We start from the raw sequence: 26598 nt of genomic DNA, 5'->3' as shown, positions 1-26598 counted from the left end.
ATGACCGACACCGTCCGTTGAGCCCGGAGGGAGGGCATGAGATGGCGCTCGTCGCCGGGGTCGACTCGTCGACCCAGTCGTGCAAGGTGGTGATCCGGGAGGCCGGGACCGGGGCGCTGGTCCGCAGCGGCCGGGCGGCGCATCCGGACGGGACCGAGGTCGACCCGCGGGCGTGGTGGGCGGCGTTGCGGGCCGCCACCGACGAGGCCGGCGGGTTCGACGACGTGGCGGCGGTGTCGGTCGGCGGCCAGCAGCACGGGATGGTCTGCCTGGACGAGTCCGGTGCCGTGGTGCGCCCGGCCCTGCTGTGGAACGACACCCGCTCGGCAGATGCGGCGGCCGAGCTGGTGCAGGAGCTGGGTGGCGGCGAGGCCGGGGGGCGGGCCTGGGCGGACGCGGTCGGCAGCGTGCCGGTGGCGAGCTTCACCGTCACCAAGCTGCGCTGGCTGGCCCGGCACGAGCCGGAGAACGCGGCCCGGGTGGCGGCGGTCTGCCTGCCGCACGACTGGCTGACCTGGCGGCTGGCGGGTGCGCCCGGGCTCGACGCGCTGCGGACCGACCGGGGAGATGCCAGCGGGACGGGCTACTGGTCGCCGGCGACCGGCGAATACCGCCTCGACCTGCTGGAGCGGGCGCTCGGTCGGGTGCCGGTGGTCCCGGCGGTGCTCGGGCCGGCGGAGGCGGCCGGGCGGCTGCCGGGCGGCGCGCTGCTGGGTCCCGGGACCGGGGACAACGCGGCCGCCGGGCTCGGCGTCGGTGCGGTGCCGGGCGACGTCGTCGTCTCGATCGGTACGTCGGGGACGGTGTTCAGCGTCGCGGACACCCCCGCCGCGGACCCGTCGGGTGCGGTGGCCGGGTTCGCCGACGCCACCGGGCGGTTCCTGCCACTGGTCTGCACCCTCAACGCGGCACGGGTGCTGGACGCGGCGGCGGCGATGCTCGGCGTCGGGCTGGACGAGCTGGCCAAGCTGGCGCTGTCGGCACCGGCCGGCGCGGAGGGGCTGGTGATGGTGCCGTACCTGGAGGGGGAGCGGACGCCGAACCGTCCCCTCGCGACCGGCGCGGTGCACGGGCTGACCCTGCGGACCGCCACTGCGACACACCTGGCCCGGGCGGCGGTGGAGGGGATGCTCTGCGCGCTCGCCGACGGGCTGGACGCGCTGCTCGCGCAGGGGGCCACGGCGAACCGGATCATCCTGGTGGGTGGCGGTGCGCGGTCGGAGGCGGTGCGCCGGATCGCGCCGGAGGTCTTCGGCTGCCCGGTGCTGGTGCCCGAGCCGGGGGAGTACGTCGCGGACGGGGCCGCCCGGCAGGCCGCCTGGGTCCTCCAGGGTGGGTCGCAGCCGCCCTCGTGGTCGGCCGGCCAGGTCCAGGAGTACGCCGGCAGCGGCGTCCCGCAGATCCGTGAGCAGTACGCCCGCGCCCGCGACCTGATCGTGGAACGGACGACCGGCTGACCGCGGCCGACCGACCGTCCCAAAGACATCTACGGATGCCTATGGAACGGTCGGTCGGCGTTTGGCACACTGCGTGTGGTCGGAGTTCCGTCCGTGCCGGTGTGCGAGCGTGAAGGGGGCCTGTCGATGGACGCTCCGGTGGTCGACGGCGCCCGGGAGGGGCCCGACGAGCGGCCGGAGTCCGAGCGCTCGGAGTCCGAGCGGTCGGGGCCCGGAGAGTCCTCGGCGGGTTCCGGGCGGTCCCCGGAGGCGCCGGGCGGGGTGGCGGAGCGGTCGGGTGGCGGTGTCGCGGCGGTGGTGGAGCCGTTCCTGATCGCGGCCGGCATGGCACTGTTGGCGCTCACCCCCCGACCGGCGATGATGGGCGACGGCCTCGCCCGCTACCAGGCACTGCTCCAACTCCTCGACCAGCGGCAGCTGCCGGAGATGCCGTACTCGCTGATCGGCCCGCTCTTCGCGACGCCGCTCTGGGCGGTCGGCCGCTGGTACGGCGACCCGCTGCCGTTCCTGGCGCAGTACAACCTGCTGCTCTTCACCCTGGCGCTGGTCGCGGTCCACCGGCTGCTCCGGGACCGGATGGAGCCCCGGCTGCTCCGGCGGTTCCTGCTGGTGCTGGTCGCCGGCAGCATGATCGCGGTGCACGTGCAGGACTTCTACGGCGAGGTCTTCACCGCGACGACGGTCGGGGTCGGGCTGCTCGCCGCGACGCTGCCCGGGACGAGCCGGCCGACCCGGCTCGCCGGCTGGGGCGGGGTGGTGCTGGGAGTGGCCAACACCCCGGCGTCGGTGGTCGCGCTCGGCCTCGTCGTCGCGGTGCGCTGCCTCCGCGAGCGGCGGCTGCGCTACCTGTCGGTGCTGTTCGCCACCGGCCTGCTGATCGCCGGGGAGGCGTGGCTGCGCTTCGGTGACCCGCTGCACCGGGCGTACGCGGGCAACGGCGGCGGCCAGACCGTGATGCCGTACTCGGGCGAGCCGGGCTTCTCCTATCCGTTCCTGCTCGGGGTGGTGGCGATCCTCTTCTCCTTCGGCAAGGGGCTGTTCTGGTTCACCCCGGGGCTGTTCCTGCGGCTGCGCCGGCCGGGTGACGCGGTCTCCGGGGTCTGGCTGTCGTGGCTGCTCTTCGTGGCCGGGCTGGTGCTGGTCTACGCCTCCTGGTGGGCCTGGTACGGCGGTCTGTACTGGGGGCCCAGGTTCTTCCTGATCGCCATCCTGCCGGCGAGTCTGGCCCTCGCCGTACGGCTCGGGGCGCGGGACGCCGGGCCGTGGGCGAACCTCGCCACCCTGGCCGCCACGCTGCTCTCGGTCTGGGGCGCGGCCAGCAGCCTGGTGTACGGGCAACTCTGGCCGTGGACCTGCTACGAGAACGACTACTACCTGGAGTCACTCTGTCACTTCACCCCGGAGTTCAGTCCGCTGTGGTATCCGCTGGTGGACACGCCGGCCCTGAGCGGGTGGCAACGGGTCGCCCTCGCCGGGTACGGCGTGGTGCTGCTCTGGCTGGTGGCGCCGCTGTTCGGGCGGATGGTCCGGCAGGTTGGTGCGGCGCTGGCCGGCCGGCGCCGGCTGCTCTCCTGGCGGAACTGGCGCTGGTAGCTGGCGGAACTGGCGCTGGTAGGGCGAGGGGACGCCCGCCGGTCCGGCCGGGGTCCGGATTGGCCGGCTCCGGGATTGGGTAGCAGCACCACGACAGCCAACACCCCTGCAAGGAGGCGTGTCATGGGTATCGGCACCAGCATCTTCCTGATCGCGCTCGGTGCGATCCTGACCTTCGCGGTGGACGTCGCCATCGGCGGCCTGGACCTGGACGTGGTCGGCTGGGTCCTGATGGCGGCCGGCGTGCTCGGCCTGATCCTGACCATGGTGTTCTGGAACAACCGGCGCCGCTCGGCCGCGACCACGACAACGACCACCGAGCCGACGGAGTACCGGCAGGCCGAGACCGAGCCGGTCGAGTACCGGCGCGGCGTCGCCGGTGAGCCGGCCGAGTACCGGCGGGTCGAGGAGCGCCGGGACGTGACGCCGCCGCGCTGACCGACGGGCCGGTCGACCGGGCCGGCGCGGGCCGGCCCGCGACCGGGCCGGCTGGGGTGTGGATCCGGTGGCTGGGGGCACCGATCGCACCCCAGCCGGCATCTCAGACAGCGCCGCCGAGCACGTACGCGTCACGGCCGGCCGCGCCGGGTCCCGGACCGGACCGCTGGTGTGCGGTCGTGGCGCCCGCCCGGTACGGATGAGCCGCCGCTGCGGAACATCCGGTCGGCCTCCCCGGTGAACCCGTCACCCCACCGTTACCTGATCCTGGTTGGGTGCCACACATGACGATCGGCGGCCGTGTCGCCCGAGGCGGGGGGCCGGTCCACCGGTTCTACAGCGTCGCGGTCTTCGTCGTGCTCGCCTCGCTGGACAACGTCGCCATCGGGCTGGTGCCGCCGCTCTACGGCTCCATCGCACCGGCGTTCGGCGTCGGCACCGGCGCGGTCGGCGCGGTGACCGCGACGAGTTTCCTGGTCAGCGCGGTTGCCGCGGTCGGCTGGGCGTATGTCGGGGACCAGACCAACCGCAAGCCGCTGCTGATGACCGGCACCCTGCTCTGGGCCGCCGGGACCGCCGGCAGCGCGTACGCCGGCACGTACCCGGCGTTCTTCGGCGCGCAACTGCTGGCCGCGATCGGGCTCGGCGCGGTGGGCTCGGTCGGCTTCTCCGTCGTCACCGACCTGGTCAGCCCGCGCCGCCGGGGCGTGGTACTCAGCTTCTGGGGGCTCTCCCAGGGCGTCGGCACCCTGGCCGGCACGCTGGTCGGCGGCGTGCTCGGCGCGCACGACTGGCGCCGGCCGTTCCTGCTGCTCAGCGTCGCCGGCCTGGTGGCGACCCTGGCCTACCTGCTGACCTACGACATCCGGCGCGGTCAGAGCGAGCCCGAGCTGACCGGGGCGCTGGCGGCCGGCGGGGACTACGACTACCGGATCAGCCGGGCCGACCTGCCGGTGATCCTGCAGCGCCGGACGAACCGGTGGCTCGTGCTGCAGGGGCTCACCGCCCAGGTGGCGTTCGGCTCGCTGGTCTGGCTGCCGGCGCTCTTCCGCGAGCGTGCCGAGGCACAGGGATACTCGTCGGCCACCGCCACGATGGTGGGGAGCATCTTCGCCGTGCTCTTCCAGCTCGGCGGGGTGCTCTCGATCGTCGGCGGGCTGGTCGGCGACGCCGCGCAACGGCGTACGCCCCGGGGGCGGGCGCTGGTCGCGGCGATCGGGATCCTCGCGGCGGTGCCGTTCTACGCGGTGCTGTTCTTCGTGCCGATCCGGATCGACGTGCCGGACGGTGCCGGCGCCGCCACGGTGGCCGGGGCGGTGCTCGGCAGCGTCCTCACCGAACCGACGGTCGGGATCGGCCTGCTCACCGCCCTGCTCGCGCTCGGCCTCACCTCGGCCAACTCGCCGAACTGGTTCGCGCTGATCGCCGACGTCAACCCGCCGGAGCACCGGGGCACGGTCTACAGCCTCGGCAACCTGGTCAACGGGGTGGGCCGGGCGGCCGGCAACGGGCTGATCGGGGTGGCCGCCCAGGCGCTGCGCGCGGCGTTCCCGCCGCCGATGAACTTCGCCGTCGGGCTCGCCGCCTTCCAGCTCTTCTTCCTGCCCACCGGCATCATGTACTGGCTGGCCTCCCGCACCGCCCCCGACGACATCCGGGCCGTGCACTCCCTGCTCACCGACCGCGCCGAAGCCACCGCCCCACCGGTTAGGAAGGGCCCCCGCTACAACAGAAAACGATAAGCGGGGGCCCTTCCTTACTCCCGGAACCAGACGGTGACGTCGGTGGGCACCCGGCCGTCGGGGTCGAGCGGGCCGCTGGCGTGCAGCAGCTCCGCGCCCTCGGGCAGCGGGGCCGGGTCGGCGCCCAAATTGGTCAGCACCCGGGTCGCGCCGTTGCGGAAGTCCAGCACCTCGTCCGGGCTGGTCAGCCACTGCACCGTGCCGGTGCCGAGCCCCAGCTCCCGGCGCAGCCGCAGGCTGGTCCGGTAGAGCTCGTACGTCGAGCCGGCCACCCCGCGCTGCCGGTCCAGGGCGTACTCGGCCCAGATCTCCGGTTGCGGCAGCCAGCTCGCGTCCCCCGGGCCGAAGCCGTAGGACGGGGCGTCCGCCTCCCAGGGGATCGGCACCCGGCAGCCGTCCCGGCCGCGCTCGGTGTGCCCGCTCCGCTCCCAGGTCGGGTCCTGCCGGGCCTCGTCCGGCAGGGTGGTGTGCTCCGGCAGGCCCAACTCCTCGCCCTGGTAGAGGTAGGCGGAGCCGGGCAGTGAGAGCATCAGCACGGTGGCGGCGCGGGCCCGGCGCAGCCCGACGACGGGGTCGGGCTGCGGGTCGTCGACCCCGATGCCCCGGGGTCGCGGCGTGCCGACCGGCAGCCCGAGCCGGCTGGCGTGCCGCAGCACGTCGTGGTTGGAGAGCACCCAGGTGGTGGGTGCGCCGACCGCCTCGTTGGCCTCGAGCGAGCGGGTGATCACCGCGTACTGGATCGGGGCGGTCCAGGCCGCCTCCAGGTACTCGAAGTTGAACGCCTGGTGCATCTCGTCCGGCCGGACGTACGCGGCCAGCCGCTCGGAGGACTGCACCCACGCCTCGGCGACCAGGATCCGCTCGCCGGGATACTCCGCCAGCAGGCGCCGCCACTCCCGGTAGATCTCGTGTACGCCGTCCTGGTCCCACATCGGTGGCCGGGGGCCCTCGGTGCCCTCACCGGTGACCGGTTCCACCGGCGGATGCCAGTCCGCCAGGTCGGCCTGCTTGACCAGCCCGTTCGCCACGTCGACGCGGAAGCCGTCCACGCCCCGGTCGAGCCAGTGGCGCAGGATGTCCAGGAACTCGGCGCGCACCTCGGGGAGGTCCCAGTTGAGGTCGGGCTGTTCCCGGTCGAACAGGTGCAGGTACCACTGCCCGGGGCGGCCGTCCGGCTCGGTGACCCGGGTCCAGGCGGGTCCGCCGAAGACGCTCTGCCAGTCGTTCGGCGGCTCGGTGCCGCCGGGGCCGCGACCGTCCCGGAAGACGTAGCGTTGCCGCTCCGGGCTGCCCGGACCGGCGGCGAGGGCGGCGGTGAACCAGCGGTGTGCCGACGAGGTGTGGTTGGGCACCAGGTCCACGATGAACCGCAGGCCGCGCTCCCGGGCGGCGGCGATCAGCCGGTCCAGGTCGGCCAGGGTGCCGAAGAGCGGGTCCACCTCCCGGTAGTCGGCCACGTCGTAGCCGGCGTCCGCCTGTGGGGAGGGATAGAACGGCGAGAGCCAGACCGCGTCGACGCCGAGTTCGACCAGGTGGTCGAGCCGGGCGGTGATCCCGGGCAGGTCGCCGACGCCGTCGCCGTCGGAGTCGGCGAACGAGCGGGGATAGATCTGGTAGATGACCGCGTGCCGCCACCACGGCACCGCCTCGGTGGCGGGCACGGGGCCGGTGGGTGCCGCGTCGGTGGACGTGACGGCGGGCGGGGTTGTTCCGGTGCTGTTCAGGATGTTCTCCCTATGGTCGCGCTTCCGGCAGCGATCAGGTCAGGTCGGGTCAGGTCGGGTCAGGCCCGTCAGGTCAGTCTGCCCGGGGCGGGCCGGTCGAATCCCGCACGACGAGCCGGGTGGGCAGGATCACCGGGTCCAGTTCCTCCTGGCTCCGCGTCCGGCCGGCGAGCGGGCCCAGCAGGCTGGCGGCGGCGAGCTGGCCCTGTTCGGCGGCGGGCTGGGCGACGGTGGTCAGGCCGAACGCGCCGGCCAGGTCGTGGTCGTCGACGCCGACCACGCTCACCTCCTGCGGCACCCGCAGCCCGGCCAGGCGTACCGCGTTGACCACACCCATCGCCACCTCGTCGCAGCTCGCGAAGATCGCGGTGGGCAGGTCGCCCCGGGTGAGCAACTGCTCGGTCGCCGACCGGCCCCCCTCGGCGTCCGCCCGGGTCTCGATGCCGAGCCGGGGATCGGGGCGGATCCCGGCGGCGTCCAGCGCCTCCCGGTAGCCGAGTTGCCGTTCCAGATGGGCGGGATGGGCGAACTCGTCGGCCGGGTCGCCGAAGACGCAGGCGATCCGCCGGTGCCCGAGCCGCAGCAGGTGCTCGGTGGCGGCCCGGCCGGCCGCCCGGTCGTCGATCCGGATGCTCGGCCAGCCGGGGACCACGGTGCCGGAGCTGACCGTGACCCCGGGCAGCGCCAGGTGGGCGATGACGGTCAGGTCGCCGGCGCCGATCGGCGTCGCGACCAGCATCACCGCGTCGGCCCGCTTGGGCAGGTTGGCCTTGCGTAGCAGGCGCGCCCGGGCCTGCTCACGGCCGCCGATGTTGTAGAGCAGCAGGTCGTACCCGGCGGCGTGCAGGATCTCCTCGGCACCCTCCAGCACGGCGCCGACGAACCAGGGTGTGATCCTGGGGACGATCACGGCGACGGTGCAGGTCTTTCCGCCGGCCAGCCGGGAGGCGCTGGGTGAGGCGGCGTAGTCGAGCTGCTCCGCGGCGAGCAGCACCCGGATCCGGGTCGTCTCGGAGACGGTCGGCAGGCCGCGCAGGGCACGGGAGACGGTGGCGGTGGAGACCCCCGCCAGACGGGCCACGTCGTCGATTGTGGTCACGGGTGCCATCCTGATCCGACCTTACCGCCGGTGCCGGGGGCCCGCACGGCCGCGGGCCGCCGGGCGGGTGCCCGGCGACCCGGTCGACGTGCCGGCCGTACCCGGTCGGTCCGGGCCGACCGGTCAGCCCTTGACACCGCCGGCGAGCAGGCCACGTACGAAGTAGCGCTGGAGGGAGAGGAAGACGATCAGCGGTACGACGATCGAGATGAACGCGCCCGAGGTCAGCCGCTGCCACTCGTTGGCCCGGGTGCCGGCCAGCTCGGCCAGGCGTACGGTCAGTGGCGCCGTCTCGCTGCCGCCGCCGGCGAAGATCAGCGCTACCAGCAGGTCGTTCCAGACCCAGAGGAACTGGAAGATGCCGAAGGCGGCCAGGGCCGGGACGATCAGCGGCAGCGCGATGGAGCGGAAGATCTTCGGATGGGTGGCGCCGTCCACCCGAGCGGCCTCCATCAGGTCCTTCGGGAGCTGCGACATGAAGTTGTGCAGCAGGAAGACGGCGATCGGCAGCGCGAAGCAGGTGTGTGCGAACCAGACCTGGATGAACTTCTCCTCGTCGTCGAGGTTCCACGCCGGGAGCAGCCCGATGCCGCCCAGGCTGACGCCCTCGGAGAAGAAGCTGAGCAGCGGCACCAGCGCCATCTGCAACGGCACGATCTGCAGCGCGAAGACGGCGATGTAGATCCAGTCCCGGCCCCGGAAGTTCATCCAGGCCAGCGCGTACGCGGCCAGCGCGGCGAAGGCCAGTGGGAAGAGCACGGACGGGATCGTGATCACCAGGGAGTTGACGAAGTATCCGGCGAGCTGCCCGGCCGATGCCGAGCGGCCGAAGAGCACCTCCTGGTAGTTCTCCAGGGTGAACTGGGGATTGCTGAACGCGGTCCACCAGCCGGTCGTCTTGATCTCGTCCTCGGGTCGGAACGACGAGACGAAGAGGCCGAAGGTGGGGATCGTCCAGAGCACCGCGATCACGATCGAGGCGGCGGTCGCGACCGGGGTGTTGAGCCGGCGGCGGACCCGGGCGCCCCGGCTGGCCGGCAGCGCGTCCGCGTCCCGGGTGCCGGCCGGCGCGGGAGGAGTCGTGGTGGTCATCTCATACCTCCCGTTGCCTGCGCAGGTTGCGGATCTGGTAGATCACGATCGGGATCACCAGGACGAAGAGGAAGACGGCCAGCGCGGATCCCTGTCCGGTCTGGCCGAACCGGAACGCCTGGTTGTACATCTCGTTGGCGATCACACCGGTGTCGAAGTTGCCGTTGGTGGTGGTCCGGACGATGTCGAAGACCTTCAGCGTGGCTATCGAGACGGTGACCACCACGACGATCAGGGCCGGCCGGATGCTCGGCAGGGTGATCTGCCAGAACATCTGCCACGGGTTCACCCCGTCCAGCCGGGCCGCCTCCACGACGTCGTTCGGAATCGCCTTGATCGCCGCCGAGAGCACCACCATCGCGAACCCGGCCTGGATCCAGATCATGATCACGATCAGCAGCAGGGTGTTCAGCGGCGGGTTGGCGAGCCACTGCCGGGGCTCGCCGCCGAGCATCATCCAGACCTGGTTGAGCAGGCCGATCTGGTCGTACTCGGCGGCGCGGTAGGCGTAGACGAACTTCCAGATGATGCTGGCGCCGACGAACGAGATCGCCATCGGCATGAAGATCAGCGCCTTGGCCACCGCCTCGAACCGGGCCCGGTCGACCAGGACCGCGTAGACCAGCCCGACCGTGGTGGCCACCAGCGGCACCAGGATCACCCAGATCAGGGTGTTGGTGAGGATGCCGAGGATCTCGTCCTGGGCGAACATCCACCGGTAGTTGGCGAACCCGACCCAGCGGTCGCTGCCGCCGTCCATGAAGGAGAGAACCGTGGTCCGGACGGCCGGCACGACCAGGCCGACCGCCAGCAGGAGCAGGGCGGGCAGCAGGAAGAAGAGCGCGAGCCCGCCCTCGGGACGGTTCGCCACCGAGCGGCGGCGCGGCCGGGGGCCGGCGGCGGGCGGGGTGCCGGCCCGGGCCGCCGCGACCAGCGCCGCCTCGCGGCGCCGGGTGAACCAGTTGGGTACGACGTCGAGCAGCACGAGCAGTCCGCCGACCACGACCGCGAAGGCGATCAGGCCGTAGAGCAGCATCAGCAGCTTCGGTGCCTCGTCGGCGAATTCCATTCAGCGCCTCCAACGCCGGGTGGAGCGGAAACGACGGTCCGGCCCGCACCTGCGCGGGCCGGACCGTCGGCGGACTACTTCGGCCAGGAGCCTTCGACGAAGTCGAGGGTGCTCTTGGTGTCCTTGCCGTTGACCCAGTCGACCATGCCCTTCCAGAGGGTGCCCGAGCCGACCGCGGCCGGCATCAGGTCGGAGCCGTCGAACCGGAAGACCGCACTGGAGTCGAGCAGGACCTCCATCGAGAGCTTGTCCACCGCCTGGGTGACGTTGTTGACGTCGAGCTTGTTGTTCGGCGAGATCCAGTTGCCGAGCTTCGCCCGGGAGTTGGCGTACTCGCCGGTCATCAGGTACTGCCGGACGGCCTGCACCGCCGGACCGTCGGTGAAGGCCACCGTGAACTCGCCGCCGCCCAGCACCGGCTTGCCCTTGCTCGGGTCGACCGCCGGGAAGTAGAAGGCGTAGATGTCGCCGTCCGGCCCGATCTTGGTGCCCTCGGGCAGGTAGTTGGCGTAGAAGTTCGCCTGCCGGTGCATCGAGCACTGGCCCTGGAGGATCGGCAGGCCACCCTCCTGGAACGGGGTGGTGATCAGGCTTTTCACGTTGCCGTAGCCGCCGTTGACGTACTCGGGGTTCTTGAGCACCTGGCCGGCCTGGTCGACCGCCTGCACGACCCGGGGGTCGTTGAACGGGATGCCGTGGGTGGTCCACTGGTCGTAGACCTCCGGCGGCTGCGTACGCAGCATCAGGTCCTCGATCCAGTCGGTGGCCGGCCAGCCGGTGGCCTCACCCGACTCCAGCCCGACGCACCACGGCTTCTGGTCGGTCGCCGCGATCTTGTCGCTGAGCTCCATCATCTGCTGCCAGGTGGTGGGGACCTGGTAGCCCTTGTCGGCGAACGCCTTCGGCGAATACCAGACGAAGGACTTCACGTTCGCGCCGAGCGGGGTGCCGTAGGACTGGCCGCCCACCGTGGCGTACGTGAGCCAGTCGGCCGGGTAGTTCGACTCGGCCAGGCTCTTCTGCTCGGCCGTCATCGGCTTGAGCTTGCTGGCGTTGGCGAACCGGGCGAGCAGTCCGGGCTGGGGGATGAAGGCCAGGTCGGGCGGGTTGCCGCCGTCCACCTGGACCTGGAGCTGCGCCTCGAACTCGCCGCTGCCGTCGTAGTCGATCTCGATCCCGGTGCAGTCCTCGAACTGCTTCCAGGACTCCCGCAGCAGGTCGGCCTCGGCGTCCCGGATCGACGCGTAGATCGAGACGTTCTCGCCGTCGTGGCCCTGGTATGCCGAGTACGGCTCGCACTCCGCAGAGTCGGGGTCGAGCCCGCTCTCGCTCTCGCCGGAACAGGCGGTGGCGCCGAGTGCCAGGGCCAACACACCGGCGATCGCGAAGGCCTGGCGTGGTCTGGACTGGACCGCCATGCCGTCCTCCTTTCGTGCCGGCGTGCCGGTCACCTGTTGGCGTCCGAGCCGGCCAGTGGGCGTCACCACATGTAAGCGCTTGCAGCCAAGATCGTCCAGACCCAGTGAGCCACGAGGCCGTAACGATTCGGAAACCTGCTCAGCGCCGGGGTGGGGACTGCCCGGTGAATGCCGGCCAGTCAGCGGTGCGGGGCCGCCGGCAAGCCGGGCGGGTTGTCGAGGATCGCGGCGAAGCGCTGCTCGGCGAGGTCGATCTGGTCGAGGATGTGCTCCCGGGCCTCGGCGTCCAGCGGGGTGTCCGGCCGGGTGATCAGGTCACGGAAGAGCGGCACCAGGGGGCGGTACTTCCGCGCCGAGCGCTGCACCTTCTCGCCGGTGGTGTGGATGATCCCCACCCCGTTGTCGGTGAAGTCGGAAACCTTGATCACCCGGGCCCAGGGTTCCCGGTCCAGGCTCTCCGTCAGGTGGGCGAGGTACTGCTCGTCCCGGTCCCGGCCGGGGTCGTACTCCGGATTGGTGACCGCCGCGACGAGTCGGGCGACCCGGGGGTTGAACCGCCGGGCGACCTCGGCCAGGCCGGCCTCGGTGGCCACGGCCCGGTTCGTCTCGGCGGGCAGGCCGGCCAGCTCCGCCGGGTGGTCCTCCACCGCGTCGTGCAGCAGCGCCGCCACGATCACGTCGACGTCGGTCACCGAGTAGTAGCAGATGATCCGGATCGCCACCCGGAGCAGGTGGTTGAGGTAGGGCTCGCGTACCCGGCGGTCGTCGCGGTGCAGGCTGGCGGCCAGCTCCAGCGCCGTCGCCAGCCGGGCCTGGTCGGCGGCGCCGAAGCGCGCCGCCACCTCCAGCCGGAAGCGGTCCCGCAGGCCGGCCTCGCCGTAGACCTCGGTCACGGCGTGCAGCGGCATGCTCATCAGGTACGTCGGCGAGGCCATGTCGTCCAGGTATACCGGATCGTCCCTGCTGCCGAGGTCCGCCCGCGCCCGGTCCCGCCCCTTCCGCTGGGTGAAGTTTTCTGCCACGATCCATCAATACATGGAAAACTTTCGCCATGGGAGGTCCTCGTGCGCTTCCGCCCGCTCGCTTCCGTCGGTGCCGGCCTGCTGCTGGCCGCCACGGTGCTGCTGCCGGCCTCGCCGGCCGCCGCCGCACCCACCTTCAAGGTCCCCTTCCCCTGCGGCCAGTCCTGGTCCGGCCAGACCCGGACCAACCACAGCCCGGCGTACGCCGTCGACTTCAACCGCACCGACGACCAGGGCGACCCGGTGGTGGCCAGCGCGCCCGGCACCGTCGACGTCGTCACCGACCTCGGCAACACCAGCTACGGCAGGTACGTCCGGATCAACCACGGCAGCGGCTACACGACCTACTACGCCCACCTGAGCAGTTTCAACACCGCCGTCGGGCGGACCGTCGGCTACGGCACCGTGATCGGGTACGTCGGCTCGACCGGCGGCTCCACCGGGCCGCACCTGCACTACGAGCAGCGCCTGAACGGCTCCGACATCCAGGTGAGGTTCAACGGCACGCTCGCGCTCTACTGGGGCACCCGGACCTACACCAGCGACAACGCCTGCTCCGGCGGCACCGGATCCGGCACGGTCAACACCGCCGGCAGCCCGCTCACCGTCCGCTCCGGGCCCGGCACGGGCTACTCCTCGGTCGGCACGGTCGCCGACGGCGCCGGGGTCACCATCCACTGCCAGACCACCGGTACGACGGTGACCGGCACCTACGGCACCAGCAACATCTGGGACCGGATCGGTTCCGGTCGCTTCGTCTCCGACGCCTACGTCTACACCGGCTACGACGGCTTCATCCCCGGCGTACCACGCTGCTGAGCCGGGATCCCGGCAGACGATCGCGCCGGGGCCGCCGGGCCCGGGTCATCCAGGGGGAGAGCGGAGACCCGGGCGCGGCGACCCCGGCTTGCCTGTGGGGGTTTCCGGTCCTGTGGGGGTTTTCGGTTGGAGGGTTTCTCCGATCGGGTGAGGCCGGCGCAGCACCGACGTCGGCCCCGCTGTCAGGTGAAGAGGCTGACGCCGCCCGGCCCGACCAGCAGCCCGACGACGATCAGCACGACCCCCCAGAGGATCTGCCGCCGGAACAGCGCCAACACGCCGGCGACCACGAGTACGACCGCAAGGATCCAGAGCAAGAATTCCATGCCTCATGACCTACCCGGGGCGCTGCTCGCGGAAACCTTCCCGGCGGACGCTCCGGCGCGGCGCGGGTGCAGGTGGAAGACGCTGTACGCCTGCTTGATCACCGGGTGCGCCACGTTGCGGACGCGTACGCCGCCCGGGGTGGTGCCCCGCTCGCTGCCCGCGTGCGCGTGCCCGTGCAGGGCCAGGTCGGTCGGTGCCGAGTCGATCGCCTGGCCGAGCAGGTACGAGCCGAGGAACGGATAGATCTCCAGCGGCTCACCGGCCAGCGTGTCGGGCACCGGGGCGTAGTGCGTCAGCGCCACCCGGAGGTCGCACTCCATCTCGCGCAGCGCCTCGCCGAGCTGGTCGGCGATGGCGCTGGTGGTGCCGACGAACGCCTTCATCTCCGGCTCGCCGAACGCGCTGGCGCAGCGCCCGGCGAAGCCGCCGCCGAATCCCTTGGCACCGGCGATGCCCAGCCGCGTTCCGAAACAGTCCAGCACCACGTTGGTGCCCTCCAGCACCTGGATGCCGGCGTCCTCCAGGACCCGGATCACCGCCGGCACCTCGTCGCAGTGGTGGTCGTGGTTGCCGAGCACGGCGACCACCGGCACGCCGAGGTTGCCGAACTCGGTCGCCACGCAGCGCGCCTCGGACTCCGTGCCGTGCCGGGTCAGGTCACCGGCGAGCAGCAGCACGTCGGCGACGTCCGGCAACTGTTCCAGGGCGGGCCGGAACCGGCCCACCACGTCCTGGTCCAGGTGTACGTCGCCGACCGCCGCGATCCGGATCACCATGTTCCCTCCCTCACCGCAAATCCTCCACCTCGGTCGGTGCCTGGGTGCGGATCAGTCCGATGTCGACCGTCAGCGGCACCTTGGGGAAGTGCTCCAACACCAGCCGGAGGATCTCCTCGCGGCGCTGTGCGCTCTCCACCTCGCCGCAGAGCACCACCGAGTGGTCCCGCCGGCTCACCGTGATGCCCTGCTCGGCGATCTCCGTACGCTCGGTGAGCAGGCGTTGGATCGCCGCCTCCAGATAGTCGTCCGGCGGCTCGGTGCCGCCCGTGCCGCGCTGGTTCATGTCGCCACCTCACTCCGCTCGTCCATGACGGTGATCTCCTGCTCCCGGCCGGCCCGCGGGTAGCGCCGCTCGCCGCCGGCCCCCGAGTAGGGCACGACGTCCAGCCGGTCCAGCAGCACCAGGAAGGCCTCGGCGTAGGGGGAGTGCGCCGTCTCCTTGCGAACCCGGTCCCAGTCGATCTGTTCCCGCAGCGAGCGGGCGAGCGGCAGTCCCCGGGCGAAGTCGCAGTAGTGCTGGGAGAAGCTCAACAGCTTGTGCACCATCAGGTGGGTGGCGGAGAGCACCGGCATGTGGATGGCGTCGACCGGCCGGACCACCGTGTCCCGGAAGGTCTCGTCGGTGACCGGGGTCTCGATCGGCCGGTGGATCAGGTCCACCATCCGGTCGTTGTCCCAGACCTTCACCAGCCAGTCCTCCGGCGGGCGCTCGGCGGTGAAACCGGCCTCGACGAGCGCCTCCAGCGCACGCTCGGTGTCCTGCTCGCGGATGAGGAAGTCGACGTCGTGGTCGCTGGAGTGGCCGCCGTGCGCGTACACCGCGAAGCTGCCGCCCAGCGCGAAGGGGATCTCGGACTGCTTCAGGACGGCGGCGACCCGCTTGAGCGTGGCAAGTAGGGTCTCGTCGCCGCGATCATCCATCAGGGTCTCCCGGGTCGGTGGTCGGATGGGCATCTGGTCAACGGGGTGGAGATTTACCGGTACCCGGCACTTCGTTCCTTCACACCTGGCCCAGGTTCCGGCAACCGCCCGGCACGGCCCGAACCGGGCGTACGGCACAGGTCGCCGCAGACCGCCCCGGGCGGTCGTTGCCGGGCGGGGAGGGATGCGCCCGCCGGGTACCGTTGCTGAGCGTGGCCCGGACTCTGGTTCAGCGGCGAAACGGGATGCGGCTGCGGACCGTGGCCCTGGTCGGGATCGACGGCTCGGGCAAGACCACGCAGGCGCACCTGCTGGCGGAGGCGTTGACCGCGGCCGGCCTACCGGCGACGTACTGGCAGAACGCGGGCGGCCGGCGGTGGTTCGGCCGGTTGGCCCGGAAACTGGGCCGGCGGGACGCCCAGCGCCTGCTGGGGCGGGACGGGATGCTCCTCGCCGAGTCGGTGCTGCGCTGGCTCGCCATCGCGCGGGCACTGCTCCGGTCCCGGCTGCGCTCCCGGGTCGCCGTGATGGACCGCTACTCGGTCTGCCAGTACGCCAGCATCCGGGCACACGGTGGTGGTCGCCGCTGGGAGGGGCTCGCCCGACTGCTCTACCGCGTCTTTCCGCCCCCGGACGTCACCCTTCTGCTCGCCGTCGACCCGGGGGAGGCGTACCGGCGGATCGAGGCCCGGGGCACCGACCACGAGGACATCACCTATCTGGCGGCCGGAGGGGCGGCGTACCGGTCGCTGCCGGAGTTCGCCGGCTTCGTGGTGGTCGACGCCAACCGGGCTCCCGACGAGGTGAGCCGGGCGATCCGGGCCGGGATGGGCGAGTGGCTGCCGGCCGGCGGCCCGCCGCCGGACTCCGGACCCACGCCGCCGATCCCGCCGGGCGGGGCCGACCGCGAGCCGGACGGGGCAGCGGGTCCGCCGGACGGGGCAGGTACCCGGCCGGAGGCGGATCTCGCCCGGCCGGGCGAGGTCGGGCACCAGCCCGGCGCGCCCGAACCGGCCGGCTCGGCGCCGGTCAGGCCCGCCCGTACACCGGTATCGTCGCGCCGCTCGTCGGCGCCGACTCGTCACTGGCCAGAAAGCGGATCACACCGGCGATCTCGGCCGGGGGCACCCAACGAGAGTGGTCCGCGCTGGGCTGCGCCGCCCGGTTGGCCGGCGTGTCGATGATGCTGGGCACCACCGTGTTGCACCGGACACCCGACTGGCGGTACTCGACGTCCACCGCCGCGGCAAAGGCCAACACCGCCGCCTTCGCCGTGACGTAGCCGGCGGCGCCGGGAAACGGGCGCAGCGCCGCCCGGGAGGAGACGCAGACCACCGACCCGCCGCCGGCCTCGACGAGGTACGGCAACGCGCTCCGGGTGACCAGGTACGTCGGGCGCAGGTTGCGGGCGAGCATCTCCTCGAAGTCGGCGATCGGTGTCTCGTGCACCAGGCCGCCCATCGCGTATCCGCCGGCCAGGTTGACCACGGCCCGCAGCGGTGCCCCGGCATCGCCGCCGGCCAGTTCCACCGCCGCGCGGACCTGCTCCGGGTCGCTGAGTTCCGCCGGAATCCGCAGCACACCGTCGGGGGTGCCCGGCCCGTCGCCGGCCGCGCCCGGGCGCACCGGGACCACCACCCGCCAACCGGCCGCGACGAATGCGGCGCTGACCGCTCGGCCGAGCCCGCCCGCGCCGCCGCTGATGAGTACACTGCGATCCGCCATGGGCGTCACGCTATCGCCCCGGCCCCGGTCGGACGCCCGCGACCCGGCGCGTCCGACCGATCCGCCAGCCTATCGATCGATGCCTATTCATCCGGACGCTGTCCGGTACTGCGTCCCGGTGACCCCGTCGAGACGAAGGTGCGGTGGGAATGGCACGGTCGGCTGGTCCGACCGGCCGCAAATTCCCACGGGGTGGGCGTACTTTCGCAGGTATAGCGCGTCACGGTTGACGCTTCCGCCTCCGTGAAAGTAAGTTTCATCCGTGGTGAAGACTGCGAAGGTTTCTGCGAGTCACGAGACGGGCGGGCTGATAGTCCATATCAGCGGCCTGCTCCCGTCGTTGTCGCCCGCCGAGCAACGGGTCGCCAGACTCGTCGTGGCGGATCCCGCGGACGCCGCTCGCCGCACCATCACAGACCTCGCGACCGCGGCCGAGACGTCGGAGGCCACGGTCATCCGGTTCTGCCGTTCCGTCGGCATGGACGGCTACCCACAACTGCGGATCCGGCTCGCCGCCGAGGCGGCCCGGCGGGTCGAGCCGCCGGACGCCAGGGTCGTCGGTGGTGACATCCCGCCCGGCGCCGATCTGGCGCAGATCATCGCGACGATCGCGTTCAGCGACGCGCGGGCGGTCGAGGAGACCGCGGAACAACTCGATCCGGCGGTCTGCGAGCAGGTGGTCGAGGCGATCAACGGGGCCGGCCGGATCGACATCTACGGCGCCGGGGCGAGTGGCTTCGTCGCCTCCGACTTCCAGCAGAAACTGCACCGGATCGGCCGGACCGCCTTCTACTTCCCGGACGTGCACACCGCGCTCACCTCGGCCGCCCTGCTCGGCAAGGGCGACGTCGCGATGGGCATCTCGCACACCGGCACCACGCTGGACGCGGTCGAGGTGCTGGAGCAGGCGCGGGCCCGGGGCGCGACAACCGTCGCGCTCACCAACTTTCCACGGTCACCGATCACCGATGTCGCGGACCACGTGCTCACCACGGCGGCGCGGGAGACGACCTACCGGTCCGGCGCGATGGCCAGCCGGCTCGCCCAGCTGACGGTGGTGGACTGCCTCTTCGTCGGCGTCGCGGCCCGCAACCGGGCGAAGGCGAAGAAGGCCCTGGAGGTGACCGCCGAGGCGGTACAACCGCACCGGGTCAAGGGGAGGCGGGCATGAGAAGCGGGCGGATCGACCGGCCCGGCGCGGGGTCGCCGGCCGGTGGTGCCGGCGCGGTGGGGCGGCGATGACGGCCGGCCGGGCCGAGCCCGGTGCACCACCCGCCGCCACCCCGCGTCCGGATTCCGACGCGGGGTCCTCTTACCCGGCGACCGGGTCGTCCTACCCGGTGGACGAGTCTCCTGCCCCGGCGGCCGACGGCGGATCCCCCTACCCGGTGGACGAGCCGGGCCACCGGCCGGACGGCACGGGGGCGCGGCAGCCGGAGGTGCGGACGATGGTCCGGGTCAGCTCCCCGACGGAGCTGCGCAACCCGAGCAGTCTCGACCTGGATCTCATGTCCGTCCGGGACGTGCTGAAGGTGATCAACGAGAACGACCGGCGGGTGCCGGCGGCGGTCACGAAGGTCCTGGACGAGATCACCGTGGCGGTCGAGCTGGCCGTGACGGCACTGCGCGCCGGTGGGCGGGTGCACTACTTCGGCGCGGGCACCTCGGGGCGGCTGGGCGTACTCGACGCCGCCGAGCTGGCGCCGACGTTCAACGCTCCCGACCGCTGGTTCTGCGCCCATCTGGCGGGTGGGCCGGACGCGATGTGGCGGGCCGTCGAGGACGCGGAGGACGACGAGGTCGGCGGTGCGGAGGAGGCCCGGTCGTGCGTGGCCGCCGGTGATCTGGTGGTCGGCCTGGCCGCCAGCGGGCGTACGCCGTACGTGCTGGGCGCGCTGCGCGCCTCGACCGAGGTGGGCGCCGACACCGTCCTGCTCTGCGCCGATCCGGACGCCGCGGCGGCCCGGTCGGTGACCGTCTTCATCGGGGTGGAGACCGGCCCGGAGGTGGTAACCGGTTCGACCCGGATGAAGGCGGCGACCGCCCAGAAACTGGTGTTGAACGGGTTCTCCACGGCCGTGATGGTGCGACTCGGACGGGTCTACTCAAACCTGATGATCGACATGGTCGCGACCAACGCCAAACTGCGGGGACGGATGATCTCGATCCTCGTGGAGGCGACCGGATGTGCCGAGGAGATCGCACAGCGTGCGCTGACCGAGGCGGATGGTGATCTCAAGGCCGCGCTGGTGTCGTTGCTCTCCGGCGCGGCGATCGCCGACGCCCGTGCCGCGCTGGACCGGTCGGCCAACCAGGTCCGGGGGGCCATTGCCCTGCTCGCCGGCTGAACCCCACCCCGCCGGCTGAACCCCACCCCGCCGGCTGAACCCCACCGTCGTCACCCCGGCCCGTCGTCGATCTGGCGTGTCGGGCGGGGACTATCTCCGGGCTCCGGATTGTTGGCCAGGCGGAGGGGTAATCCTCAAGCGGTGAGGATGAACCGACGAGCCGTGCCGGACGTAGATACAGACGTGACGAGAATCGCAGCAACCTGGTGACCTACATCGCTGTGCGTCGTTGTCCGGTGATGGTGCGATAGCCGGCGGGCGGCCGCGGTAGGCCGCGGAGCTGCGGCGTCGCCGGGGCGGCACACCCCCCGATCAGGACGACTGACAGCAAACGTCGATCGTGCTCTCAGCAACTACTCAGGCATTCGTGACACTTTCGACTCACCAGATGGAATCCCTAACGCGTCTCAACTGTTGTGTAGGTGTCAGCACCACGGGGCACAGCGGAGGTTACGGGGAGGGCTGATGAACGTGGGGATGGCAGGAGCAGGAACCCGGGCCGCCGGGAGGAACGACGAGGGGACCGTGGGGAACGTGGAGAAGAAGATTGTCATGCGGACCGACGAGGTCGCCGAGGAGCGCGACCTGGTCGGCGTCTACCTGCACGAGATCTCCCGCACACCGCTGCTCGACGCCGCCGCCGAGGTCGACCTCTCCAAGTCCATCGAGGCTGGCCTCTACGCTGAGCATCTGATCGACGAGGACAAGCTCCCCGTCGGCGTCACCCGCGCCGAGCTGGAGCGGCTGGTGGTCGAGGGAGAGCGGGCCAAGGACCTGTTCATCCGGGCCAACCTCCGGCTGGTGGTCTCCATCGCCCGCCGGTACGTCCGGTCCGGGATGCCGATGCTGGACCTGATCCAGGAGGGCAACACCGGTCTGGTCCGGGCGGTCGAGAAGTTCGACTACGAGCGCGGCTACAAGTTCTCGACGTACGCGACCTGGTGGATCCGGCAGGCGATCAGCCGGGCGATCGCGCAGCAGGAGCGGACCGTACGGCTCCCCGTGCACCTGGTCGAGGACGTCAACCGGATGCGCAACGTGGCCCGGCAGCTCACCCGCGAGCTGGGCACCGACCCGGAGCCGGAGCAGATCGCGACGGCGCTGGGCGTGCCGGTGGAGCGGGTGCACGAGCTGGTCCGCTGGTCGCAGGACACCGTCTCGCTCGACACCCCGGTCGGCGACGACGGCGACACCAACCTCGGCGACCTGGTCGCGGACAGCGACGCCCCGTCGCCGGAGGAGATCGTGCTCACCGGGCTGGAGCGGCAGCGCATCGAGGGGCTGCTCAACCACCTCGACGACCGGTCGGCCGGGATCATGCGGGCCCGCTACGGACTGGAGGACGGGCGCGAGCACTCGCTGACCGAGGTCGCCTCCCGCTTCTCCCTCTCCCGCGAGCGGATCCGGCAACTGGAGATCCAGGCGCTCGGTCGGCTGCGGGAGCTTGCCCGCGCGGAGGGGCTGCAGGCGGCCTGAGCAACCGACCGGCGGTCAACGGCCGGCATATACAGCGGTGAGTGGCCGGCGTCCAGAGAGGACGCCGGCCACTCGTCGTCGTACCCCGGAATCGTCCGGTGCCCGCGGATTGCGACCCCGGGCCGACCAATTAGGGTGACCGGCACCACGACTGTGCGCTCGTTCGTGGCGGCGCCCGGGCCGCGGCCGACGACGGCGCGCTCGGCACCGACGACGGTTTCTACGGGGAGGATTCCGTGCCGATCAGTCCCACCGCCCGGCGTCGCCGGCTCGGCATCGAGCTGCGCCGCCTACGCGAGCGGGAGCAGCTCACCCTCCTCCAGGTGGCGCAGCGGATGAAGTGCTCCGATGCCAAGATCTCCCGGATCGAGGCGGGCAAGCACTCCACCCGGACCCGGGACGTCCTCGCCCTGCTCGACATCTACCGGGTCTCGGACGAGCGCACCCGCGAGGTGCTGGCGACCCTGGCGAAGCAGTCGACCCAGCGCGGTTGGTGGGTCACCTACGGCGGCGCGATCCCGGACTGGTTCGAGGTGTACGTCGGACTGGAGTCCGAGGCGACCGAGATCCGGACGGTGGAGAGCCACCTGGTGCCCGGCCTGTTGCAGACCGAGGCGTACGCGGCGGCGCTCATCCGGGCCACCCAGCCGCTCGCCCCGGCCGAGGAACTGACCCGTCAGGTCGAACTCCGGCTCGCCCGGCAGCGGCGGCTCTTCGAGCACGACCCGATGCGGCTGAGGGTGGTGCTCGGTGAGGCGGTGCTGCGCTGCCGGGTCGGCGACAACGCCGTCATGCGCGACCAGCTCGGCAACCTCGCGGTGCTCGCCGAGCGGTCGAACGTCGAGCTCAGGGTGGTCCGGTTCAACAGTCCGGCGTACACCGCCTTCGGCCGCCCGTTCGCGATCCTCGGCTTCCCCGAGCCCACCGATCCGGGGCTGGTCTACACCGAACATCGCACCGGCGCGCTCTACATCGACGAGCCGGCCCAGATCGCATCCTTCGCGCTTGCCTTCGACCACCTCGTTGCGGCAGCGTTGTCGCGGAAAGAATCGGCGCGGCTGCTCAGGGAGACGGCGGCCTTCTGGACGTGAGGGAGGGCTGGCGGGGATGCGACCGGACGAAACCATGCTGAGCTGGCAAAAGAGCAGCCGCTCGGGCGGCGAGGGTGGCAACTGTGTCCAGGTGGCCCGGCTCGCCCTCGGCGTTGCCGTGCGTGACTCGAAGGACACCGCCGGTCCCGTGCTCAGGTTCGGGTCGGCCGCCTGGGCGGCCTTCCTCACCGTCGTCGACCCCGCCCACCCCCAACCCCCGGGGGTCAGCGGTTGAGGCGGGCGAGGAGGTCGCCGAGCCGGGCTGACGGCTGGGTTTCGCAGAGCTGGTCGATGGCCGTCATCACCAGCGGGCCGTCGACCCCGGAGATTCCCTTGGCCAGGCCGACCCGTCGGATCGCCGCCACCCGTTCCTCGGGCGGCGCCTGCCGGTATTCCGCGCAGCTCGAGTCCGCGGTCAGGCCGCCGACGCCGGTCATCTCACCGAGCACCGCCCGGACGACCAGACCGGCCGCCAGCAGGAGCAGCACGACCGCGCCGAGCGCGATCCACGGGCCGTAGCGGCGGGATCGGGGCTGTCCGCGGGTCTCCCGGCGGTCGCCGGTAGCCTCTCGGGGGCTCTCGGCGGGCGGGGTCGCTCCGGCGGGGGCGGGGTCACCCCGGCAGGTTGGCGCCCGGCCGTGGAGGGCGCCGGGCAGAGAGCCCGCACAGCCACCGCACTCCGCCTTCACGAGATCCGCATACCTGCCTTCTAGGCTCACGCACCGTGATCACAATCGGGGGAGCAGGTGCGTTTCGGCCGCTCGCGGAGGCGGTCGTCGACCTCGACGCGGTCGCGCACAACGTTCGTACCCTGGCCGGGTTGACCGGGGCGGAGCTGCTCGCCGTGGTCAAGGCGGACGCCTTCGGGCACGGCTTCCTGCCGGTGGCGCGTACGGCGTTGGCGGCCGGGGCACGCTGGCTGGGCGTGACCTCCCGGGCCGAGGCGTTGACGCTGCGGGCCGCCGGTGTCGAGGCGCCGGTGCTGAGCTGGCTGCACGCCGAGGACGAGGACTTCGGCCCGGTCGTGGCGGCCGGGATCGACCTGTCGGTGGCCTCCGTGGCGCACCTGCGCGGGATCGCGGCCGGGGCCGCCCGGGCCGGCGTACGGGCCGACGTCCACCTCAAGGCCGACACCGGCCTGTCCCGCAACGGGGCGGCCGAGAGCGACTGGCCCGAGTTGGTGCGGGCGGCCCGGTCCCTGGAGGCGGTCGGCCGGATCCGGGTCCGGGGGGTCTGGTCGCATCTGGCCGGCGGCGACGGGCCGGACGATCCGCGGGACATCGCACAGCTGCGACGGTTCGGCCGGGCGCTGGCGCTGGCCCGGGCCGCCGGGCTGGCTCCGGAGCTGGTGCACCTGGCGAACTCGGCCGCCCTGGTCGGCCTCCCGGAGACGCACTTCGACCTGGTCCGGGCCGGCATCGCGGTGTACGGGGTGGAGCCGTTGCCGGCGCGACCGGCCGGGCTGCGCCCGGTGATGACGCTGCGGTCCCGGGTCATCCTGACCAAGCGGGTGGCGGCGGGCACCGGGATCTCCTACGGGCACGACTACGTCGTCGCCGCGCCGACCACCCTGGCGCTGGTGCCGGTCGGTTACGCCGACGGCGTTCCCCGGGCGGTGGCCGGGGCGGCCCAGGTCTGGATCCGGGGCCGGTGCCACCCGGTGGCCGGGCGGGTGACCATGGACCAGATCGTCGTCGACGTCGGTGACCTGCCGGTGCGTACCGGGGACGAGGTGCTGCTCTTCGGTCCCGGGGACCGGGGCGAGCCGTCCGTCGTCGACTGGGCCGGCTGGGCCGGCACGAACCCGCACGAGATCTTCACCGGCATCGGCGCCCGGGTCGGCCGGCGCTACCTGCCGGTGCGGGCCGGGCGGCACACCGGACGGGAGCGGGTCAATGTCTGAGTCCCCGATCAGGGTCGCGGTCGTCTCGGGCGGGCGCAGCGGCGAGCACGACGTATCGCGCCGGTCGGCGGCGGCCGTACTGGCGAATCTGGATCCGGCGCGCTACCGGCCGGAGCCGGTGCTGATCACCAGGACCGGGCAGTGGGTCTTCGGCGCCGGGGCGCCGGTCACCGTCTTCGAGGCGGTACGGCGGCTGGGTACGGTGGACGTGATCTTCCCGACCCTGCACGGCCCGTACGGCGAGGACGGCACCCTCCAGGCGGTGCTGGAGCTGACCGGCGTGCCGTACGTCGGCAACGGCGTCCTGGCCAGCGCCGCCGGGATGGACAAGGAGTTCACCAAGAAGCTGCTCGCCGCCGAGGGGATACCGGTGGCCGACGCGGTGGTGTCCCGGCCGACAGATCCGGAGGGCGTCCCGCCGGAGGCGGAACTGCGCCGGCTGGGCCTGCCGGTCTTCGTCAAGCCCGCCCGGGCCGGTTCCAGCCTGGGGGTGACCAGGGTGACCGACTGGGCGGAGCTGCCGGCGGCGCTGGAGTGGGCCCGGTCGAGCGACCCGAAGGTGCTGGTCGAGGCGGCGGTGCCCGGCCGGGAGATCGACCTGGCGGTCCTCGAACGTCCGGACGGCCGGCTCGACGTCGGGCCACCGCTGGAGATCCTGGTCGCCGGTGAGCGGTCGTTCTTCGACTACGACGCCAAGTACGGCGACCCCGGCACGGTCTTCGAGATCCCGGCCCGGCTTCCCGACCGGGTACGGGCGGAACTGGCCGATCTCGCGGTGCGCGCGTTCCGGGCGCTCGGCTGCGCCGGACTGGCCCGGATCGACTTCTTCCTCCGTGACGGCGGCCCGCTCCGTGACGGTGGGCGGTTAGCCGACGGCGGCTGCACGCCGGTGCTCAACGAGGTGAACACCTTTCCCGGGTTCACGCCGGTGTCGCAGTACCCGCAGATCTGGCGGGCCGCCGGGGTGGACTATCCGGAGCTGCTGGACATCCTGGTCGAGAACGCGCTCGCGCGCCGGACCGACCGGTCCGGCGCGCGAGCATCACGCTGATCTGCCCCGCTGGGCGGGCGGTCGCCTAGCGGACGCGCCCGTAGCCGTACGGGCTCATCATGTCCACGCTGGCGAGTTTGACGCTCTCACCGGCCCGGGGCGCGTGGATCACCTTTCCGCCGCCCACGAAGAGCGCGACGTGGCCGAGTCCACTGTAGAAGACCAGGTCGCCGGGTTTCAGTTGGCCCCGGCCGATGTGTGCCACCTTGTTCCACTGCATCGCGGCGTTGTGCGGCAGGGACTTGCCGGCGGCCCGCCAGGCGGCCAGGGTGAGCCCGGAGCAGTCGTAGCCGTTCGGGCCCTCGGCCGCCCAGACGTAGGGCTTGCCGATCGCGCCGTACGCGTATCGGACGGCGACACCGGCCTTGCCGGAGACGGCGGGAACGCTGCCGGTGTACCGGCTGCCGGCCGAGGTCGCCGCTCCGTACGCCTCGCGGCGCATCTCGTAGAGCTTGGCCAGCTCACCCTCGATCTTCTTCTTGCCGGCGGCCAACTGCTTCGCCTGGGCGTTCTGCCGGGCCAGCGTGGTGTCGAGCCGGGACTTCTCCTCGGTGTACTGGCGCTGGGCCGCGTCGAACCCGGCGATCTGCCGGTCCCGGTCGCGGGCCAACTGCTCCAGCACGCCGAGCCGGTCGGCCAGGCTGGCGCCGTCGCCGCGGATCAGCAGCGCGTTCGCCGTGCTCAGGCCACCGAGCTTGTACGCCCGATTGGCGAGGTCGGCCACCGCGGCCCGGCTCTGGTCGGCCTGCTGCCGGAGCGGCTCGATCCGGGCCCCGAGCGCGGCTGCGGCGGCCCTGGTGTCCTTGATCTCCTCGTTCAGCTTGTTGTAGGACTCGACGACCTTCTCCAGTTCGGCGGAGGCCTTGTTGATCCGCTGCGTGAGCTCGCTGACCGACGGTTCGGCCCGGACCGCCGATGCCGGGGCGAGGAGCGCCGCCGAGAGGCCGGCCACGACGAGGGTCCGCAGCAGGATCCGCACCGAAGACAACGTGTGCAGAACCCTTCTTCCCGTACGCCGCCGCGGGGTCCCCCTGCGGCGGCACCGGACCGGCACCACCCCTGCGGGATGACTGACGACCGGTCCAGCCGGTTCACGGTAGCCCGGCTCGGCGGTGACCGACAGTGGCCGGCGGGCGAGATGCGGCAGTAGCGCGGGATAGCCGGAATGTCATGATCACGAATCGTATCGAGATCGACTCCGAACGTGATATTGCCGGCGGGTGGGCGACGGTCCGGCCGCTCTCCCGTCGTTCGCCCGATAGGTCGGTTCCTGCGGATGGTGGCCGGTGTCGATTGTGGGCAAACCATCATCAGGCGGGGCAGAGGGCCGCGGGCGGCCAAGCTGCCGCCTGGAAATCTGCCAGGTGGCTGTCTGCGCCACTACCACTTGCTGGTATCCCGTTCGCACAATGAAGGCAGGAGCCGTCAGGCTCCCGGGGGACCGGCACAACATGCACATGGCGTAGCCGCCAGCAGGGGGGCGAGGTCGCTTGCAGTGAACCAG

The 26598-nt window shown here is 72.2% G+C and carries 24 protein-coding genes and 2 pseudogenes; 13 read left to right on the top strand and 13 right to left on the bottom strand.

The features are described 5' to 3' along the window. The first annotated feature begins 41 nt into the window (after positions 1–41). The 4 genes from xylB (at position 42) to ACN27G_RS23585 (ending at position 5230) form a co-directional block, all read left to right on the top strand. The gene (gene xylB, locus ACN27G_RS23600) at positions 42–1457 is read left to right on the top strand and encodes a xylulokinase (protein ID WP_421494943.1); all 1416 of its coding nucleotides are present in this window, start codon (positions 42–44) and stop codon (positions 1455–1457) included. A gap of 126 nt (positions 1458–1583) precedes the next feature. Then, positions 1584–3050 (top strand): hypothetical protein, encoded by a 1467-nt coding sequence (locus ACN27G_RS23595; RefSeq protein ID WP_421494942.1) that lies wholly within the window; start codon positions 1584–1586, stop codon positions 3048–3050. 123 nt (positions 3051–3173) lie between these two features. After that, a complete protein-coding gene (locus ACN27G_RS23590) occupies positions 3174–3488 on the top strand; it encodes a DUF6458 family protein (protein ID WP_421494941.1) in 315 nt (104 codons plus the stop codon). A gap of 284 nt (positions 3489–3772) precedes the next feature. Then, a complete protein-coding gene (locus ACN27G_RS23585) occupies positions 3773–5230 on the top strand; it encodes an MFS transporter (protein ID WP_421494940.1) in 1458 nt (485 codons plus the stop codon). Between the two features lie 14 nt (positions 5231–5244). On the opposite strand, the gene ACN27G_RS23580 is transcribed toward ACN27G_RS23585, so the two are convergent. The 6 genes from ACN27G_RS23580 to ACN27G_RS23555 all read right to left on the bottom strand — a co-directional run bounded on the left by ACN27G_RS23580 (position 5245) and on the right by ACN27G_RS23555 (position 12567). Further along, a complete protein-coding gene (locus tag ACN27G_RS23580) occupies positions 5245–6891 on the bottom strand; it encodes a glycoside hydrolase family 13 protein (protein WP_421494939.1) in 1647 nt (548 codons plus the stop codon). Positions 6892–7027: 136 nt separating this feature from the next. Further along, positions 7028–8053, bottom strand: coding sequence for a LacI family DNA-binding transcriptional regulator (locus ACN27G_RS23575; RefSeq protein ID WP_421494938.1), 1026 nt, complete (start codon positions 8051–8053; stop codon positions 7028–7030). Between the two features lie 123 nt (positions 8054–8176). Continuing rightward, a complete protein-coding gene (locus ACN27G_RS23570) occupies positions 8177–9145 on the bottom strand; it encodes a carbohydrate ABC transporter permease (RefSeq protein WP_421494937.1) in 969 nt (322 codons plus the stop codon). A gap of 1 nt (position 9146) precedes the next feature. Continuing rightward, on the bottom strand, positions 9147–10214 hold the full coding sequence (locus tag ACN27G_RS23565) for a carbohydrate ABC transporter permease (protein WP_421494936.1): 1068 nt from the start codon (positions 10212–10214) through the stop codon (positions 9147–9149). Positions 10215–10288: 74 nt separating this feature from the next. Further along, the gene (locus ACN27G_RS23560; RefSeq protein WP_421494935.1) at positions 10289–11632 is read right to left on the bottom strand and encodes an ABC transporter substrate-binding protein; all 1344 of its coding nucleotides are present in this window, start codon (positions 11630–11632) and stop codon (positions 10289–10291) included. A 179-nt stretch (positions 11633–11811) separates the two neighbouring features. Continuing rightward, positions 11812–12567 carry an HD domain-containing protein gene (locus ACN27G_RS23555; protein ID WP_421497434.1) on the bottom strand — a complete coding sequence of 252 codons (756 nt, stop codon included), beginning with the start codon at positions 12565–12567 and terminating at the stop codon, positions 11812–11814. Positions 12568–12696: 129 nt separating this feature from the next. On the opposite strand from ACN27G_RS23555, the gene ACN27G_RS23550 reads away from it, so the two are divergent. Beyond that, positions 12697–13473 (top strand): peptidoglycan DD-metalloendopeptidase family protein, encoded by a 777-nt coding sequence (locus ACN27G_RS23550; RefSeq protein WP_421494934.1) that lies wholly within the window; start codon positions 12697–12699, stop codon positions 13471–13473. Between the two features lie 182 nt (positions 13474–13655). On the opposite strand, the gene ACN27G_RS23545 is transcribed toward ACN27G_RS23550, so the two are convergent. From ACN27G_RS23545 to ACN27G_RS23530, 4 genes and pseudogenes are all read right to left on the bottom strand, one after another. Further along, the gene (locus ACN27G_RS23545; protein ID WP_421494933.1) at positions 13656–13799 is read right to left on the bottom strand and encodes a GPGG-motif small membrane protein; all 144 of its coding nucleotides are present in this window, start codon (positions 13797–13799) and stop codon (positions 13656–13658) included. Between the two features lie 3 nt (positions 13800–13802). Further along, positions 13803–14576: a metallophosphoesterase family protein gene (locus tag ACN27G_RS23540; RefSeq protein WP_421494932.1), complete on the bottom strand. Its 774-nt coding sequence runs from the start codon at positions 14574–14576 to the stop codon at positions 13803–13805. A 10-nt stretch (positions 14577–14586) separates the two neighbouring features. Further along, complete coding sequence (locus ACN27G_RS23535) at positions 14587–14862, bottom strand: hypothetical protein (RefSeq protein ID WP_421494931.1); 276 nt, start codon at positions 14860–14862, stop codon at positions 14587–14589. 80 nt (positions 14863–14942) lie between these two features. Beyond that, a pseudogene (locus tag ACN27G_RS23530) lies at positions 14943–15500 on the bottom strand (nucleotidyltransferase); the annotation flags it as partial. A gap of 245 nt (positions 15501–15745) precedes the next feature. On the opposite strand from ACN27G_RS23530, the pseudogene ACN27G_RS23525 reads away from it, so the two are divergent. Then, positions 15746–16381 (top strand): annotated as a pseudogene (locus tag ACN27G_RS23525) (dTMP kinase); the annotation flags it as partial. Between the two features lie 148 nt (positions 16382–16529). Here ACN27G_RS23525 and ACN27G_RS23520 read toward each other — a convergent pair. Further along, a complete protein-coding gene (locus tag ACN27G_RS23520; RefSeq protein ID WP_421494930.1) occupies positions 16530–17225 on the bottom strand; it encodes an SDR family NAD(P)-dependent oxidoreductase in 696 nt (231 codons plus the stop codon). A 262-nt stretch (positions 17226–17487) separates the two neighbouring features. Here ACN27G_RS23520 and ACN27G_RS23515 point away from each other — a divergent pair, with 262 nt between their 5' ends. From ACN27G_RS23515 to ACN27G_RS23495, 5 genes are all read left to right on the top strand, one after another. Beyond that, entirely contained in the window at positions 17488–18396 is a 909-nt protein-coding gene (locus tag ACN27G_RS23515) for a MurR/RpiR family transcriptional regulator (protein WP_421494929.1), read from the top strand. A gap of 277 nt (positions 18397–18673) precedes the next feature. Next, a complete protein-coding gene (gene murQ / locus ACN27G_RS23510; protein ID WP_421497433.1) occupies positions 18674–19573 on the top strand; it encodes an N-acetylmuramic acid 6-phosphate etherase in 900 nt (299 codons plus the stop codon). Between the two features lie 477 nt (positions 19574–20050). Next, entirely contained in the window at positions 20051–21049 is a 999-nt protein-coding gene (locus tag ACN27G_RS23505) for a sigma-70 family RNA polymerase sigma factor (protein WP_421494928.1), read from the top strand. A 236-nt stretch (positions 21050–21285) separates the two neighbouring features. Then, positions 21286–22140 carry a helix-turn-helix domain-containing protein gene (locus ACN27G_RS23500; protein WP_421494927.1) on the top strand — a complete coding sequence of 285 codons (855 nt, stop codon included), beginning with the start codon at positions 21286–21288 and terminating at the stop codon, positions 22138–22140. Positions 22141–22174: 34 nt separating this feature from the next. Then, on the top strand, positions 22175–22375 hold the full coding sequence (locus ACN27G_RS23495; RefSeq protein WP_421497432.1) for a DUF397 domain-containing protein: 201 nt from the start codon (positions 22175–22177) through the stop codon (positions 22373–22375). Here the strand turns inward: ACN27G_RS23495 and ACN27G_RS23490 are convergent. After that, entirely contained in the window at positions 22365–22829 is a 465-nt protein-coding gene (locus tag ACN27G_RS23490) for a DUF6480 family protein (protein ID WP_421494926.1), read from the bottom strand. The genes ACN27G_RS23495 and ACN27G_RS23490 overlap by 11 nt on opposite strands. Positions 22830–22864: 35 nt before the next feature. Between ACN27G_RS23490 and alr the strand changes: the two genes are divergently transcribed. Together alr and ACN27G_RS23480 are read left to right on the top strand one after the other, a co-directional pair. Beyond that, positions 22865–24043, top strand: a complete 1179-nt coding sequence (gene alr / locus ACN27G_RS23485) for an alanine racemase (protein WP_421494925.1) — start codon at positions 22865–22867, stop codon at positions 24041–24043. Further along, a complete protein-coding gene (locus tag ACN27G_RS23480; protein WP_421494924.1) occupies positions 24036–25094 on the top strand; it encodes a D-alanine--D-alanine ligase family protein in 1059 nt (352 codons plus the stop codon). The genes alr and ACN27G_RS23480 overlap by 8 nt, the downstream gene beginning before the upstream one ends. Before the next feature lie 25 nt (positions 25095–25119). On the opposite strand, the gene ACN27G_RS23475 is transcribed toward ACN27G_RS23480, so the two are convergent. After that, positions 25120–26082, bottom strand: a complete 963-nt coding sequence (locus ACN27G_RS23475; RefSeq protein WP_421494923.1) for an NlpC/P60 family protein — start codon at positions 26080–26082, stop codon at positions 25120–25122. Positions 26083–26598 lie beyond the last annotated feature (516 nt).

The organism is Plantactinospora sp. WMMB334, assembly GCF_049179095.1.
Classification (GTDB): domain Bacteria; phylum Actinomycetota; class Actinomycetes; order Mycobacteriales; family Micromonosporaceae; genus Plantactinospora.
This window is presented reverse-complemented; position numbering and strand designations above follow the sequence as displayed.

Bases quoted from the DNA above. Each gene is read 5' to 3' on its own strand.
- xylB (WP_421494943.1), top strand. From the start codon at position 42: ATGGCGCTCGTCGCCGGGGTCGACTCGTCGACCCAGTCGTGCAAGGTG.
- ACN27G_RS23595 (WP_421494942.1), top strand. From the start codon at position 1,584: ATGGACGCTCCGGTGGTCGACGGCGCCCGGGAGGGGCCCGACGAGCGG.
- ACN27G_RS23590 (WP_421494941.1), top strand. From the start codon at position 3,174: ATGGGTATCGGCACCAGCATCTTCCTGATCGCGCTCGGTGCGATCCTG.
- ACN27G_RS23585 (WP_421494940.1), top strand. From the start codon at position 3,773: ATGACGATCGGCGGCCGTGTCGCCCGAGGCGGGGGGCCGGTCCACCGG.
- ACN27G_RS23570 (WP_421494937.1), bottom strand. From the start codon at position 9,145: ATGACCACCACGACTCCTCCCGCGCCGGCCGGCACCCGGGACGCGGAC.
- ACN27G_RS23565 (WP_421494936.1), bottom strand. From the start codon at position 10,214: ATGGAATTCGCCGACGAGGCACCGAAGCTGCTGATGCTGCTCTACGGC.
- ACN27G_RS23560 (WP_421494935.1), bottom strand. From the start codon at position 11,632: ATGGCGGTCCAGTCCAGACCACGCCAGGCCTTCGCGATCGCCGGTGTG.
- ACN27G_RS23555 (WP_421497434.1), bottom strand. From the start codon at position 12,567: ATGGCCTCGCCGACGTACCTGATGAGCATGCCGCTGCACGCCGTGACC.
- ACN27G_RS23545 (WP_421494933.1), bottom strand. From the start codon at position 13,799: ATGGAATTCTTGCTCTGGATCCTTGCGGTCGTACTCGTGGTCGCCGGC.
- ACN27G_RS23540 (WP_421494932.1), bottom strand. From the start codon at position 14,576: ATGGTGATCCGGATCGCGGCGGTCGGCGACGTACACCTGGACCAGGAC.
- ACN27G_RS23535 (WP_421494931.1), bottom strand. From the start codon at position 14,862: ATGAACCAGCGCGGCACGGGCGGCACCGAGCCGCCGGACGACTATCTG.
- ACN27G_RS23520 (WP_421494930.1), bottom strand. From the start codon at position 17,225: ATGGCGGATCGCAGTGTACTCATCAGCGGCGGCGCGGGCGGGCTCGGC.
- murQ (WP_421497433.1), top strand. From the start codon at position 18,674: ATGGTCCGGGTCAGCTCCCCGACGGAGCTGCGCAACCCGAGCAGTCTC.
- ACN27G_RS23505 (WP_421494928.1), top strand. From the start codon at position 20,051: ATGGCAGGAGCAGGAACCCGGGCCGCCGGGAGGAACGACGAGGGGACC.
- ACN27G_RS23495 (WP_421497432.1), top strand. From the start codon at position 22,175: ATGCTGAGCTGGCAAAAGAGCAGCCGCTCGGGCGGCGAGGGTGGCAAC.
- ACN27G_RS23480 (WP_421494924.1), top strand. From the start codon at position 24,036: ATGTCTGAGTCCCCGATCAGGGTCGCGGTCGTCTCGGGCGGGCGCAGC.